Here is a 15,296-nt window from a genome sequence, read left to right as displayed (position 1 = left end):
TTGAGTATGGAACTTCTTTAAAATATAATTTTTCCTGTTCTTTTATCAAAAGTAATAGTTTTGTTGGGGCTTCCATAAAAAAGTGTTATGCGAAGTGTTGTATCCGTTTCTGAATTGAAAATGATATCTTTTGTGTTTCCTATTCTTGTCGCTGTCCCGTCATGATTTAATGCATTGTTGGTACAGCTAAAAACTCTTTTTTCAATAATTCCCTTTTTTTCAATTACTTCTAACCAGGGTGCGGATAAAACACTATACCCAACGATTTGGGCGCGATAATTTTCGCCTAAATCTTTCGTCATCTCCAAGCCGAAAGGAGACATGGACAATATCAAGGTATAAAAGGGTAGCATCATTGGCAGGATGCTACAAATTAACCCCAATATTAATCCGGACAACATAATCTTTGCCAGTATCTTTTTCCAGAAGATAACAATCACGAGTATACTCAGTCCTAGCCATGTCCAAAAAAGTAGGACGTCACTATAATAACCGATTAAACTTATCTTTTCCAGGTAGTAAGCGAGCATGTCTATACTCAGTAATAACGTAATGATAATATATAGTAGTTGTATTTTTCTTTTCATTATAGTGATTTGTCGTTTAAGCCACATCTTCTTGCGTAGATTTTGTTCATATCGCTCCTATGCTTGATTCTATTGTAACAGTAAATATAGTGAACGTGGGCGTAATATACTTATTTACTGTTAGATGTCTATCAGAAAGAATCTTTGACATTAATCGGTAAAGATGATGTAATAATTTTTAAATTATAGTCCTATCTTTATAGGATACAAAATTGTCGTGAAAAAATGAGTTTGAGGTACAAACGTAATACCATTCATATAAAAGAAGGGGAACAGCGACGCATTCAGGATTTTCGGGTGCTAATTGGGGGCTGCGGTATTGGTAGTTATATCGCTGAGTGTTTGTTGCGCATGGGATTTGAAAATATGACCATCATTGACGGCGATATTGTCGAACTGACAAATCTTAATCGCCAGAACTATGTGGAGGGTGATATTGGGGTAAATAAGGCCATTGCTTTAAAAGACCGATTGATGGCCATTCATCCAGGTGCAAAGATCAAGGCTTATCCCGAATTTCTTGATCCAAACAATTTGTATAACCTTGATTTGAACTGTGACGTGGCTATTAATGCCTTGGATTTTTCTTCAGATATTCCTTTTTTATTTGATGAATATATGGCACAGAAAAATATCGTTGTTGTTCATCCCTACAATTTGGGCTGGGCGGGTTTTTTAACTGTTATTACCCCCGAGAGCCGCAATTTGCGGTCTTTGGATAAAGAGCACCATGCATTTGAAATAAATGTGGGGAAATATATTGTCGATAGGCTACAGGAAAAAAATATTGATACGAATTGGCTCGAAGATTTTCTTTTGGAATATGGCAAAATCGCAATGGAATCTCCACCGCCACAGTTATCATTGGGTTTATATTTATTAGCCGGGATGGTTTGCCAGGTTGTGTTCAATATTGCTACGGATAAAGCGATAAGAGTTTTTCCTGAATCGTACTATTTATCTATGCGTGAGTAAAAGAAGCTAAATAAGTATTACCTTTTGTATTGAATCTACTTCTCTGTGAGGATCTAATCAACAAATCTATTTTAATAAAGCATTTCTGAATTTCAACTGCATGAACTGGACGCCCGAAAATTATTATTTTACCAAACTTAATAGTGCAGAACTGCCTGAACTTATTCATTTTTATTTGGTTACCGTCCAAGAACATTATAAACTCGATGAGTATTCCGAAGAGGATTATGATATCGATTACCAATCTTTGATAGGGGAGGATTCCGTCTTTTTTGATCGGTCCATTTATTATGTTCTGCGGAATAAGATAAATAATGCGATCCATGCTTCAATTCGGATTACCTATTGGGATAAGGAAACTTGTTTGCCTATTCAGAAGTTATTCGATATTAAGACCGAAGACCTGTTGATACCCAACGTTGACAATTTTTGGCATATTGGACGCTTTGTAATTTCTGGGAAAATTATTGGAAATCGGATTAATATTCTTAAAAAAATGCTTTTCGATGCTTTTTATGGTCCTTATAGTTTAGGCAGCGGCTTAATAATTGCGGAATGTGACCGGAAGGTGGTGAACACGTTGCGTAAGCTGGAAATTGAATCTTATCAATTGGGAGATGCTATTATTTACTTTTATTCCGAAACATTGCCTATATATATTAAATCCCAATGGCTGGAAACCTTTATCAAAAAAAATAAACTTTCACATTCCGGTGCCGAAAATGATAAGGACATTCAAAAATTTATAACGATGTCAAAAGATATGTTGTTCGATTCCAAAAACAATTAGTACTGAAAGAACTATTAAAAGAGAGACAACTCGATAGCTAAAGCGGTAGCTTCCGTTATACTCTTTACTTTTAGTTTTGAAAATATCTGTTTTTTATGAAATTTAACGGTATCAATAGATACATAGAGCCTGTCTGCAATCTGATCCATTGTAAGACCCTGCGCTGAAAAAAGTAGTATATTCTTTTCTCGCGGTTTTAATTTTACACGCGGCGTTTCCACCCAGATATCTTTGACCAGATCATATTCAAATTGTCTTCCATCTTCATCAGATTTAAATCTGATGTTACCTGCATTTGCATGCGAAGACATAGAAACTAAACAAAGCGCAATCCAAGGGTTTGAATGGTTGTCCAGCAACAGCGGTTTCAATTTATGGTTAACAAGTAAAGGTTTGCTGCCGGGCTGCTTCAGATGAAAGTCGTATGATATGGAATACTTTAAACGATCATCAGCGCCTAATTTACCATAGAAATCAAAACCAACATCATTTATTTTCTTTAATAAATGAAGATCACCTTCTGGAACATTAGTTACATAGTGGTTATATCCTTCTTTCATTACTTCTGCAGGGGAACTTCCGCATAAAAAAATGGGATTGTCGGAAACAAATAAAAAACTTTTCTTTGAATAATCTATAAGATAGATGCTTTGATAGGTTAGTCGGCTTAGGGATCTTGCGAAATTAATAAATGCGTTTACGATCTCATAATCATCTTTGCTAAAGTTGTCTTTAACATGTATCGGCTTAAAAAAATCTTCAATTTTTATTTTCATAGTTTAAATCACAAAGATGATCTATTGTCACTTCGAAATTTCCAATTAGACTAATGTTATTCTCGCAAATGCAAGAATAAGCTTTCAGCCCAAAGTAATTAACAAAAAACAGGCTTTTCTGACCTTAGTCTATCTAGTACTTTGGCCAAAAGAGTATTTAATTTTTCTTATTAAACCCTTCTAACATAGTGGAGTAATATTCTACACAAATGGGTAGAATATTACTCACCATGATAAAATGTTGTATTTTACTTTGTACCTTTAATATCTTCAAAGCAATTAATATGATATAAATATACTCTATTGGATTCAAATACCCAATGGTTAGCTTTGCTTTTAATGGAAATTTTTAATGCGATACCAAATCGTAGCGAAATTATCTCCAAATTGTTTCAATCCTACTCTCCTTCTTAACATGCTAAATGATCATTATAATTTACGTCGTGGACCTTAGTAGGTATGTAAATACTTGATTTATCCCTTTTAAATAGCTTATCTATATGTATGTACATTTATTTTTTTTGTTTGATATTTATTATTATTTATGGTAATATTGTGTGCTAGATCTATTATTTTAGGGGTTTATTTTGTTTTTCAACAACTTTATTGTTGTTTTTTTATGTATGTACAATATTGTTTTTGAGGATGATTTTCTGTATTGATGGGTGTTTTTTGTTTTTCATCTTCATTCTGATACAAACAATAAATGGAAACAAATAACTGTCTGAACAAAAAGACTCGCATATTTTTTATTCTAAAATCCATCAATTATGAAAAAGCATTTTCCCACTACCATTCTCACAGGCTTGTTGTTGATCTCAGGACGATTTGTTTCGGGGCAGGAGAATACTGTTTGGCAACTGGGCAATCCAGATGGCTCTAGTAAGGAATTCGCCTTGGCTCCGCACGATTACAAGGGATTTCTTGAACATGATTTTGGTTATGAGGACAAATACTTTATTGTTGGCGAGTCTTCGTTATCCCGGGATCTTCCATATGTATTGCCCGGACCTGCCAATGAATGGGGTGGGACAGGTGGAACTTCTGGTCTAAGAACCCACTTTTTGAATTTATACAGTGTCTTAGGTGGTCATATTGAAAATGGGAAATGGGTGCTGGAAGTAAAATTAGCAAATAACGACCCCAAAAATAAACCAACCTTACAAATCGCAATCAATGGTAAACCTTATAATTACGAACTGAAGAATGGGGACGGCCCTGCTGATCCGGCAGGTACAGGTTCAAAGCCCGGAGCCTCTACGATNNACGTTACCTGAACATCTTATTTCCGAAGGATTTAACCAGGTTACACTGACCGTAATAAAGGGGGGATGGGTCGAGTTTGATTCCTTTAAATTATTGGGGCCTGATCAAGCGAAATTGTTGACAGATTACACTTCAATAGTCAAAGCAGTACGCCAGTCGGATTTTGAGCTAAAAAATGGGAACGAACGCATCCAGTATATGCTCGTTGATCTATTGAAATTGAAAGATCAGGAGCGCATAAAAGTATTGTTGGATGGAAAGAAAATTTATGATGGAACCCATGAGAAGGGATTGTCGCGACTTGAAATCCCAATGCCTTATACATCGAAAGAGATCCGAAGCAAATATGCGATATATGTCAACGATAAATTGATCAGCTCATCTTCCATACAACGTTCACCCAAAAGATTAGGCGGAGTTTCGGATTACGTCAATACCATGATAGGGGCGGCACATTCGAGATGGATGCTGGCACCGGGGCCATGGATGCCATTCGGAATGGTGAAGATCAGTCCGGATAATCAGAATATTGGTTGGCAAGCGGGGTATGAACCTTCAATAGAATCCATTGGTACATTTAGTCATATACACGAATGGACAATGGCTGGACTGGGGACATTTCCGACAGCAGGCCAATTGAGAACGAATGTGGGGGATCAATATTCTGTGAATTCAGGCTATCGTTCTGCAATAGATAAAACAAGTGAGCAGGCGCCATTAGGCTTTTATTCTGTCCATCTTCTCGATCAGGATATTGATGCAAAACTAACTGCGGGCACACGATCCAGTTTTCAAAAATATACTTATCATAAGTCGGATACCGGACGTGTAATGATTGATCTTAAAGTGAACGGCGAATATGATTATAAAATCAAAGATCTTTCCCTTAAAAAAGTTTCTGACTATAAGGTTATTGGCTACAGTAGCCAGTTGTCCGAAAATGTCTGGTCTACGGATGCAAAGCAAGATTATGTTGTCTATTTCGTAATGGAGTTTGATAAACCAATTATCAATTTTGGAACTTGGCATGACGGTAAAATAACCGCTAAGTCTGATCTAGTTGCTGACAGTGCTCAATTTGCGGGTATGTATGTTGAATTTGATGTCCGCAAAGATAACGAGGTACAATTGCGGACCGGAATTTCCTATGTCAGTGTAGCGAATGCTGCTGAAAATCTGAAAACAGAACTTTCTGATCCGTTTGGTTGGTCTTTTGAACGCGTGGTCGCCAATCAACATCGGGTGTGGAATGATTTATTGGGGCGCCTGGAGATAAAGAGCAATGACTATTTGGAAAAAGAGAAGTTTTACACAAATATGTATCGAACCTTGGCTAGTCGCAATACATTTAGCGACGTCAATGGCCAATGGCGGTCTTCTGACGAGGCAATCAGAACGATGACACATCCGGGAGATCTGGCCTTGGGCTGTGATGCTTTTTGGAATACATTCTGGAACTTAAATCAGTTTTGGAACCTGGTTACTCCAGAATGGTCGAATAAATGGGTGCGATCACAGTTGGCTATGTATGATGCCAATGGTTGGCTGGCAAAAGGACCTGCTGGGATGGAATATATTCCAGTGATGGTTGCTGAACATGAGATTCCTTTAATCGTGGGGGCATACCAGATGGGAATACGGGATTATGACGTTACCAAGGCATTTGAAGCGGTTAAGAAAATGCAGACAACGAGTCCGCTAAAATTTGAAGGAGGTTTTGCTGGTAATCGGGATTTAGATATCTATTTGAAGTATAAATATGTTCCTTATGACTTGGGGCGTTTCTCGAATTCGATGGAATATAGTTTTGACGATTGGACAGTTGGCCAATTCGCGAAATCATTGGGAAAAGAAAAGGAGTATAGCTATTTTAATGATCGGGGAAGCTGGTGGAAGAATGCAATAGACGTCAAAAGCGGCTACGCGAGGATGAAAGATGCTCAGGGAGAATGGTATCAGGATTTTGATCCCTTTAAATCCGGGGCCAATCATCATTATGTTGAAGGCAATGCCTGGCAATTGACGTTCTTTGTACCTCAGGATATTTCCGCGTTGGCAAAAATGATCGGAGAGGATGTTTTTCTAAAACGTTTGGAATGGGGATTTGGAGAGAGTGAAAAATGGCGCTATAATGGACCAAATGATCAGTATTGGGATTATCCGGTTGTCCAGGGAAATCAGCAGTCCATGCATTTTGCTTATATTTTTAACTGGTTGAACAAGCCATGGCTTACACAAAAATGGAGCCGGTCTATCGGCGAACGCTATTACGGACAGGGTATTTCTAATGCCTATTTAGGAGATGAGGACCAAGGGCAGATGAGCGCCTGGTATATCATGAATGCCATAGGACTATTTCAGTTGGACGGAGGGACACGAACAAAACCGATTTACGAAATTGGTAGCCCATCTTTTGAAGAAATTAAAATTAAGCTGGGACGACAATTTGGCCGAGGGGAGCAATTCATCATTAAAGCTAAAAATGCAAGCAAAAAGAATATGTATATCCAGCAAGCGACTTTGAACGGGAAGCCCCTGCACACATTCTATTTTGACGCCGAGGAACTGTTGAAAGGCGGCGAATTAGTTTTAGAAATGGGAGATAAACCAAATATGCAATGGGGATTGTCGCATTAGTAATACTATGTCTTTTGTCGAAAGACTATGCTAACCTTATTGTTTACTTTTTCAAAAAGCCGAAATTTTTGTTAAAGTTTGGTTAAACAGGGCTGCGGAAGATAACAATATCTGAGGAGTGGCGTTATAAGTGTAGTTTTCATAATTTAGGTTAATAATTGGTTAGTTAGTAAAAATCCTGAAGTTCCCAGCTTCAGGATTTTTTTTGTGGAGGTGCTTTTCGCTGTTGAGCTAATGCTGCCCGGACCATTCCATTGGAATACGCTGACTTTACTTTGTAAGGGTCGACTTCTCGAATTCAATGCTATTTTTAGTTCTGCTAAAACCTATTAATATTGTAAAATGATAGATATATGTGCCGTGGATATTTGTAAATCTTTGGTATTATCTGTAGTATTGTGACTACACTTAAAAATGAGCAACTACTGTTCCCTATTTATGGACAGGTCGTTTGCCTTTATCAAGATATGATCAAATTTATCCGTTATTTCCTTTTGGGATTATTTGTTTGGGAGAATGCGTCTGCGCAAAAACTACCGACAGACTATGTCAATCCTTTTATCGGTACCAGTAATTATGGTACTACCAATCCGGGGGCTCAAGTACCTCATGGTTTAATGAATGTATCCCCCTTTAATGTAATGGGATCATCACTTAATGCCTTCGATAAAGATGCACACTGGTGGTCTACACCTTACGAACATAGCAATAGCTATTTTACAGGCTTTTCGCATGTTAATCTAAGCGGCGTAGGTTGTCCTGATATGGGAAGCTTGCTATTGATGCCAACGGCCGGAAAATTAGAAGTTGACTACCATCAATATGGAAGTACTTATACACAGGAAGAGGCCCATCCGGGCTATTATAGTAACGTGTTAAAAAAATACGGTATCAAAACGGAGGCATCCGCAACCGTCCGTGTGGGAGTATCTAAATTTACTTTTCCTAAAGGACAGGCTAATATTCTGCTTAATTTAGGTGAAGGACTGACGAATGAGACAGGTGCCACAATTCGTTATGTCAGTGATACGGAACTTGAAGGTTCGAAATTATTAGGTTCGTTCTGTTATACCAATAATCAGGCTGTGTATCCGATTTTCTTTGTGATGCGAGTAAATAAAAAGCCCACTAAGAAAGGTTACTGGAAATTTCAGCGTGCTGGTGAAAAATGGGAGAATGATTGGAACAAAGATGCGGGTAAGTATAAGATTTTTACCGATTATTCGGATCAATTGTCTGGAGATGATCTGGGCGCGTTTCTGAGTTTCGATGTTCAGGAAAATGAAAGCGTAGAGGTTCAACTGGCTGTATCCTTTGTGAGTGTCGAGAACGCTCGAAAAAACCTGCAGGCCGAGCAGCCAAGTTTTGGGTTTGAACAAACCAGAAAGGAAGCATCATCCCTATGGAACGGCGAGCTATCGAGAATTGAGGTAGAAGGAGGTACCGAAGATCAAAAGACGGTATTTTATACGGCCATGTATCACGCGATGATCCATCCAAATATCCTACAGGATGTCAATGGTGAATACCCTGCTATGGAAAATAGGAGGACACTCGTTGCGGATCACAACCGTTATACAGTATTCTCCCTATGGGATACCTATAGAAATGTACAGCCTCTTATGTCTTTGGTCTATCCGGATAAACAGGTGGGCATGATTCGTTCCATGATTGATATTTATAAAGAAAATGGATGGATGCCTAAATGGGAACTTTATAGCCGTGAAAGCTATACAATGGACGGTGATCCAGCGGTTCCTGTCATCGTGGATGCCTGGATGAAAGGCATTCGGGATTATGATATCGATACCGCTTATGAAGCATTTCTGAAGTCAGCGACCACAATCGATTCGACTAATCGAATTCGTCCCGACAATGCCGATTATGTAAAATATGGTTATGTTCCTCTTCGCGATTCTTTCGATAATTCAGTTTCTCACGCGATTGAGTATTATATGGCTGATTGGAACTTAGCGCAGCTGGCCAACTCACTGGGGAAAACTAAAGACGCACAAACTTTTGGCAAGAGAGCGCAAGGATACAAACATTACTATTCGCCGGAATATGGTACATTCCGCCCTATTCTTCCAAATGGATCATTTTTGACCCCTTTCAATCCATTGATGGGCGCTAATTTCGAACCTAATCATGGATTCCATGAAGGGAATGCCTGGAATTATAGCTTTGCAATACCATTTGATATTCCCGGTTTAGTTCAATTGATGGGTGGTAAGAAGAAATTTGTAGACAGATTGCAGGCAACCTTTGACAAGGGGTATTTCGATGTCACAAACGAACCAGATATGCTCTATCCGCATGTTTTTTCGGAAATAAAAGGTGAAGAATGGCGCACACAAAAGTTGGTGAAGCAAATTCTGGACAAACATTTTACGAATAGTCCCGGAGGGATTCCCGGTAATGATGACACAGGCACAATGTCTACCTGGGCATTAATGAACATGATGGGAATTTACCCTTTTTGTCCCGGTAGACCAGATTATACGATTGTGAGTCCTGTATTTGACAAAGTCACTATTCAACTTGATAAAAAATATTATCCTAAGTCTGATAAGGTAACCATCAGACGCGAAAAACAAGGCGATGGAGAATATATCAAAAAAATTGTGGTTGATGGAAAGTTATTAGCAGGCTTTAAGATAAGCCATGAGGTTTTGGTCAACAGCAAAGATATCCTGATTGTTACCGGAAACAGATAACACATAAAGATTAAAGAAGCTATCTACACTATGAAATATATGAAATACCTGGCATGCGCAGGGTTATTGGGTATCCTGAGCTGCGCTTCACAGAAAGATTCAGCAGAAGGTTCTTATGCAAAATCTGTCAATCCATTTATAGGGACAGATTTTACTGGAAACACCTACCCCGGAGCACAATCCCCCTTTGGTATGGTACAATTGAGTCCAGATAATGGATTACCCGGTTGGGATCGTATTTCGGGGTATTTTTATCCCGATAGTACCATTTCTGGCTTTAGTCATACCCATTTAAGTGGGACAGGTGCCGGGGATCTGTACGATATATCGTTTATGCCCGTTACATTGCCTTATCATGAAGCAGCAGCACCTTTGGGTATCCATTCCAAGTTTTCGCATCACAACGAACAGGCATATGCGGGCTACTATAAAGTCAAGCTGACAGACTACAATATTGATGTAGAGCTAACAGCAACTCCACGTTGTGGTATCCAACGCTATACATTTCCTGAGGCACAATCCGCTATTTTTTTGGATCTAAAAAAAGCCATGAACTGGGATGCGACAACAGATTCATACATCGAGGTGGTCGATTCGGTCACTGTACGGGGCTATCGATTTTCTGAAGGCTGGGCGAGAGGGCAACGTGTTTATTTTGAAACCCGATTTTCAAAGCCATTCCACGCAGTTCATATAGACAGTTCAGCAATAGAGTCAAGTGTTGACACCATAACAAAAACGAGCAGGCGTATCGGTACGGCTTTCAAGGCACGTTTTGATTTTAAAACAACTGCTGGTGAGCAGATAACGCTCAGTACAGCCCTTTCGGGAGTAAGTATGGATGGGGCTTCTAAAAACCTGAAAGCTGAGGTGGTAAAGGATGACTTTGATTATTATCTCAAGCAAGCTGAAGATAACTGGAATGAGGAGCTAGGGAAAATTCGTGTCCAAACGAGTGATAAAGATGAAAAAACAAAATTTTATACAGCATTGTACCATTCGATGTTGGCTCCTACCATATTTGGAGATGTGGACGGAGCTTATTTCGGTGCTGACCGAAAAATACATCAAGCAGAGGGCTGGACGAATTACAGTACTTTTTCGCTTTGGGATACCTACCGTGCTTCACATCCCTTGTTTACCTATCTTGATCCAAATCGTGTAAATGATATGGTTAAATCATTTATAGCATTTTATGAACAGCATGGTCGCCTGCCGGTATGGAATATTTATGGTAGTGAAACTGATATGATGATTGGCAATCATGCAATCCCTGTTATTGTAGATGCCTATCTGAAAGGAATAGGTAATTTTGATGTTGAAAAGGCATTGGAAGCCTGTGTCGCAACAGCGAATATCGATAATTACAGAGGTATTGGAATTTATAAAAAGTTAGGTTACGTTCCCTATGACGTTGTTGATAAATATAATGCCGAGAACTGGTCTTTGTCACGTACGCTCGAATACGCTTTTGATGATCATTGTATTGCTGTTATGGCACACAAGATTGGAAACAAAGAGGTGGCCGCTACGTTCTCTAAAAGGGCAAAAAATTATAAAAATGTTTATAATCCGGCGACATCATTTATGCAACCCCGTAACAGCCAGGGTGCTTTTGTTAGTCCATTTGATCCGGAGGATTACAGTGCTCATATCTGCGAAAGCAACGCTTGGCAGTACTTTTGGTCTGTTCAACACGACATCCCGGGGTTGATCAATCTCGTCGGCGGAAAAGAACGCTTTGGACAGAAATTAGATAGTATGTTTACCTTCCACCCGTCAGATACTAGTAAACTGCCTATTTTCAGTACGGGTATGATCGGACAATATGCGCATGGAAATGAACCAAGTCATCACGCAATATACCTATTTAACGCAATTGAACAACCCTGGAAGACGCAGCAATATGCTGCTGAAGTGATGCATAAACTCTATCTAAACAACCCGTCGGGACTAAGCGGAAACGACGACTGTGGACAAATGTCTGCTTGGTATGTATTCAGTGCACTGGGTTTTTACCCTGTTGATCCGGTAAGTGGGAAGTATGAAATCGGTACACCATTGTTTGAGCATAGTGAATTTAAACTTGCGAATGGGAAGAAGTTTACTGTGAAAGCAAATCATGTAAATAAGACCAATATTTATATTCAGTCGGTTACCTTGGATGGAAAACCCCTCGAGACAAGTTATATCACGCATGAGCAGATCATGTCCGGAGCTACCCTTGTTTTCCAAATGGGAAGTAAACCCGGTCCCGTTTGGTATAAAAAATAGCTGACAGCAATTATTTGTTTTTGCCTACAAAATCTCCAATAAGCGTGAACTTATTGGAGATTTTTTTACGAATAGAATACTATTCAAGATTTTTATAAAAATAGGTTGTACTACAAGGGGTGCCATCGGGGAAAAGTGCGTAATTTGGTATATCTCCTACAACTTTCCATCCACATTTAAGGTATAGGGCATGAGCTGGGCTATTTGTTACAGTATCCAATACCAATAGCGATTTTTTCATTTTGCATGCGATTAACTCAAGGTGTTGCAACAGACTTTCAGCGATGCCGAGGCGTCGAAAAGATGAGTGTACCAACATCTTTGCAACATCGGCCCGGTGAGGCTGATTTTGAGGGAGATCTATCTGTAATTGTACAGTGCCTATAATCTTGTCCGATAAGGTGTCTTTTGCAATAAGTAGTACTATTTTTTTCTGTTGTACCTTTGCCAGCACTTCGTTCCAGAACTCAAAAGCTCTTTCTTTATTTATATCTTGCATAAAACCGACTGATGCTCCTCCCCGGACAATATTTAATGTTAATTCTACAAAGTCCGAAACTACGGTGTTATTCGTTTCCTTTAGTTCTTCGATGAGGATATTCCTCCTATTAGAAATATGCATTTTTTTTTCTTTAGTACGTATGAAATAGTTGTTCATTAATTGAGAAATAGAATTACGGCTTCATTTTGCATGTATGCCATCTGATAAAATGCTTTTAAATCTTCGAAGTATTGAAGCAGATAATCTAATGCATTTTCATCATCCCAGATATCGGGGTAAATATCTTTTTCCAGCATGGTAGCCGCGTCAAAACGCTGAGATAACTCTTCCATGGATATATCTTGTAGTGCTAAACTGATCTGTCGTGTCTGTTCAATATTGGTATAGGTAGCTGGGCCGTAACCCATATCCTGGTTGCGGTCGATGTCATTAGGGCCAACTAATATCCATGATAAAGGCGGGGATGCCTGATCATAGGTGCCAATTGATTCTCCTGTCAATAGAAAGAAAATACCTTCCCAGGCTTTATCAATATCTATCAAATTGTCCAAATGGATGGTTTCTTTACTATATACCATATCGCTTAAGGCACTGCTATCAGCGAGAAAGCTATTTAATGTCTCCAAATTGACCCGGAGAAAATTCTGTATCATACTCATGACCTCTCATTTTGTTTGACTGCATTATGATTTCAGTTTTACAACCTATGTTGTACCACTAGTTCTATTATGAAAATGAAATGTATAATTATTACTTGTCGCTTCTTGTAAACGCAAAATAGATTACATATAGCCAGCCCAAGATACCGTGGATAAGAGCCCAGAGGATAGATTTGTTGCGATCCCACGAAGTAACCACGGCAATTACAGAACCAAGTCCAATTCCGGATTGTGTAATTGTCTGGGTCGTAGAACGGTCAATTTCTTGTCCGAAAACCACGTTAGACATTACGATGAGCATGATCAATAAAGCTAATCGTTTCATATTGTTTTATTATTAGTCCTTCTCAATTTGATTCATTATTGATTTCCTTAAGACCACTAAAATCAAGGAACTTCTGATTTGGTCATATTCTTTTTCTAAGTTCTGTATTTCTTTTGTAAGAAACAAGTCAACGCACTTGACCTATGTCGCTGGATTTTCTTTTTTTTACTGTTTCTGCTTATTGTATTTCACTAAAAATAAGTTTCATATATTATTAATTGTAGGTTTTTATTTGATTGAGCGGGAAGAGCGGGCAAATTGACAACGAATCTTAAAAGATCGGCAACGAATATTAATTACCAGGGATAATGGCAATTGAAAATACGTTATTTGTTGAAAAATCAAGAAATGAGAATTATTATTTTGACCTTAATCATCAGTATATTCGCGTTGACATCCTGCGGCGGTAATTTGGAATTCGGCTATAACGAGAAGATAGCTGGCCTTTTTCATGGCTGTAAAGAGAAGTTAGATGAGAGTTATAACAAACTGTTGGAAGGTAACTATGATGTGGACAAGGCTGACGAATTATCATACGAAATGAAACTAAAGGAAGCGCAGGCACTGAGCAGTTATGTCAAAGGCATAAGAAGTGAAGTGAATGAACTAAAACCCAGTGAAGCTGCAAAGAACTTTCATTTGACCACAATCGCTTATATGACAAGAATTGCGGATGGTTATGGAACATTGTTGATCAAATATGTAGACGAACAGAAAAAAGGGGCAAGACAAGCCTTATTAAGGGATATCACAGACGAAAAAGATAAGATAGCCGCTTTGGCGGATACTTGTTTGCAGAAACAGGTGGAGTTTTTAAACAGGGCGAGGATAAAGGTAAATGCTGTGCAGTAACACGATTAATTTCTAATAAATGGGAACATCTTTAATCAATCACAGATTTTATTTAATTGGAGTATTACTCTCACTTGTTGTATCCTGTAAAAGCAAAGCTATAAAGCAGAAGGCCAGCTTTCTCCATCAACAGGAAATTGCACGACCAGACTGGTTAGCTGAAAAGTATTCACAGGTGACAATGATTGATGATGACCATGTGGCTGTATTAAATGGGAATTACCTCGTGGACATGCCTTTGCAGTTTAATACAGATTCAAGCTATGTATTTTATTTGAACGCAAAAATTCCGGTAGAACTCTTTAAGGAATCATTGGGATTTTACCCCGAATTAAAGCAGTTTATTCTTATTGTCCCCGACTGGAAATTCTATGCTGAGGTCAGTAAAACGACGTCAAAGGAGGGGATGTGCGTGGAGCTAGAAACGACCAATTTTTACTACTATATCAGACGTGAAGAGGATAATGTAAAAGTTGATAGTACTCGACTTGGAGTGCTGGAAAATCCAGCACTTGATTTTGACAAATCTGTGGTGCCTGACGATATGCTAACCGTGTACCGAAAGGAAAGCTATGGTTCTGTCTGTTGCCCCCGTGATCCAATGTGGGATATCGCTGATCAGGATAGTTGCTTTGTCCGTGGCTTTGAAGAAAGAAATAAATTCAAGGTAACTATGGGGAGATATATTCAAATGCAAGGGAAAGAAGGCGAAAATAGTATATATTATACATTGCCGGGCTTGACACCACTGCAGCGATTGCAATTTCTGCTTGAGAAGCGTGTGCAATGGAGGTTAAATAGGGAGGACAAGAAAATGCCGCTTTCGCCTCAATTGTTTACACCTCAATTGCATCAAATGATAACAACGGGGTTTAACAAGTTTGAAGAAATGCCTTGACAGATGAGACATAGTTCTGAGCCGAAGACTTCTGCTTT

General features: G+C 38.7%; 13 protein-coding genes. 8 read left to right on the top strand and 5 right to left on the bottom strand.

What is annotated here, in order from left to right; genetic code table 11:
- Positions 1 to 17: 17 nt before the first annotated feature.
- Positions 18 to 587: a hypothetical protein gene (locus B4G94_RS09990; protein WP_286858655.1), complete on the bottom strand. Its 570-nt coding sequence runs from the start codon at positions 585 to 587 to the stop codon at positions 18 to 20.
- Between the two features lie 225 nt (positions 588 to 812).
- Here B4G94_RS09990 and B4G94_RS09985 point away from each other — a divergent pair, with 225 nt between their 5' ends.
- Positions 813 to 1,562 carry a HesA/MoeB/ThiF family protein gene (locus tag B4G94_RS09985; RefSeq protein ID WP_286858653.1) on the top strand — a complete coding sequence of 250 codons (750 nt, stop codon included), beginning with the start codon at positions 813 to 815 and terminating at the stop codon, positions 1,560 to 1,562.
- Positions 1,563 to 1,662: 100 nt separating this feature from the next.
- Positions 1,663 to 2,352: a hypothetical protein gene (locus tag B4G94_RS09980; protein ID WP_286858652.1), complete on the top strand. Its 690-nt coding sequence runs from the start codon at positions 1,663 to 1,665 to the stop codon at positions 2,350 to 2,352.
- Between the two features lie 14 nt (positions 2,353 to 2,366).
- Here B4G94_RS09980 and B4G94_RS09975 read toward each other — a convergent pair whose 3' ends face one another.
- A complete protein-coding gene (locus B4G94_RS09975; protein WP_108633073.1) occupies positions 2,367 to 3,128 on the bottom strand; it encodes a helix-turn-helix domain-containing protein in 762 nt (253 codons plus the stop codon).
- A gap of 770 nt (positions 3,129 to 3,898) precedes the next feature.
- On the opposite strand from B4G94_RS09975, the gene B4G94_RS09970 reads away from it, so the two are divergent.
- From B4G94_RS09970 to B4G94_RS09955, 4 genes are all read left to right on the top strand, one after another.
- The gene (locus B4G94_RS09970; RefSeq protein ID WP_286858651.1) at positions 3,899 to 4,405 is read left to right on the top strand and encodes a polysaccharide lyase family protein; all 507 of its coding nucleotides are present in this window, start codon (positions 3,899 to 3,901) and stop codon (positions 4,403 to 4,405) included.
- On the top strand, positions 4,335 to 7,031 hold the full coding sequence (locus B4G94_RS09965) for a GH92 family glycosyl hydrolase (RefSeq protein ID WP_286858649.1): 2,697 nt from the start codon (positions 4,335 to 4,337) through the stop codon (positions 7,029 to 7,031). Before B4G94_RS09970 ends, B4G94_RS09965 begins: the two co-directional genes overlap by 71 nt.
- A 398-nt stretch (positions 7,032 to 7,429) precedes the next feature.
- Positions 7,430 to 9,748: a GH92 family glycosyl hydrolase gene (locus B4G94_RS09960; protein WP_286858648.1), complete on the top strand. Its 2,319-nt coding sequence runs from the start codon at positions 7,430 to 7,432 to the stop codon at positions 9,746 to 9,748.
- 30 nt (positions 9,749 to 9,778) lie between these two features.
- The gene (locus B4G94_RS09955; RefSeq protein WP_286858646.1) at positions 9,779 to 12,022 is read left to right on the top strand and encodes a GH92 family glycosyl hydrolase; all 2,244 of its coding nucleotides are present in this window, start codon (positions 9,779 to 9,781) and stop codon (positions 12,020 to 12,022) included.
- 79 nt (positions 12,023 to 12,101) lie between these two features.
- On the opposite strand, the gene B4G94_RS09950 is transcribed toward B4G94_RS09955, so the two are convergent.
- From B4G94_RS09950 to B4G94_RS09940, 3 genes are all read right to left on the bottom strand, one after another.
- Positions 12,102 to 12,644: a GNAT family N-acetyltransferase gene (locus B4G94_RS09950; protein ID WP_165308238.1), complete on the bottom strand. Its 543-nt coding sequence runs from the start codon at positions 12,642 to 12,644 to the stop codon at positions 12,102 to 12,104.
- A gap of 35 nt (positions 12,645 to 12,679) precedes the next feature.
- Positions 12,680 to 13,183 (bottom strand): YfbM family protein, encoded by a 504-nt coding sequence (locus B4G94_RS09945; protein WP_286858645.1) that lies wholly within the window; start codon positions 13,181 to 13,183, stop codon positions 12,680 to 12,682.
- 91 nt (positions 13,184 to 13,274) lie between these two features.
- Positions 13,275 to 13,508: a hypothetical protein gene (locus B4G94_RS09940; protein ID WP_108633078.1), complete on the bottom strand. Its 234-nt coding sequence runs from the start codon at positions 13,506 to 13,508 to the stop codon at positions 13,275 to 13,277.
- A 348-nt stretch (positions 13,509 to 13,856) separates the two neighbouring features.
- Here B4G94_RS09940 and B4G94_RS09935 point away from each other — a divergent pair, with 348 nt between their 5' ends.
- Positions 13,857 to 14,360 (top strand): hypothetical protein, encoded by a 504-nt coding sequence (locus B4G94_RS09935; RefSeq protein ID WP_286858644.1) that lies wholly within the window; start codon positions 13,857 to 13,859, stop codon positions 14,358 to 14,360.
- A 19-nt stretch (positions 14,361 to 14,379) separates the two neighbouring features.
- A complete protein-coding gene (locus B4G94_RS09930; RefSeq protein ID WP_286858643.1) occupies positions 14,380 to 15,258 on the top strand; it encodes a hypothetical protein in 879 nt (292 codons plus the stop codon).
- Positions 15,259 to 15,296: the final 38 nt, after the last annotated feature.

It is taken from the genome of Sphingobacterium sp. UBA7625 (assembly GCF_002484085.1).
GTDB lineage: Bacteria > Bacteroidota > Bacteroidia > Sphingobacteriales > Sphingobacteriaceae > Sphingobacterium > Sphingobacterium athyrii.
The sequence above is the reverse complement of the archived record's forward strand: the minus strand, read 5'-3'. Positions and strand labels throughout refer to the sequence as shown.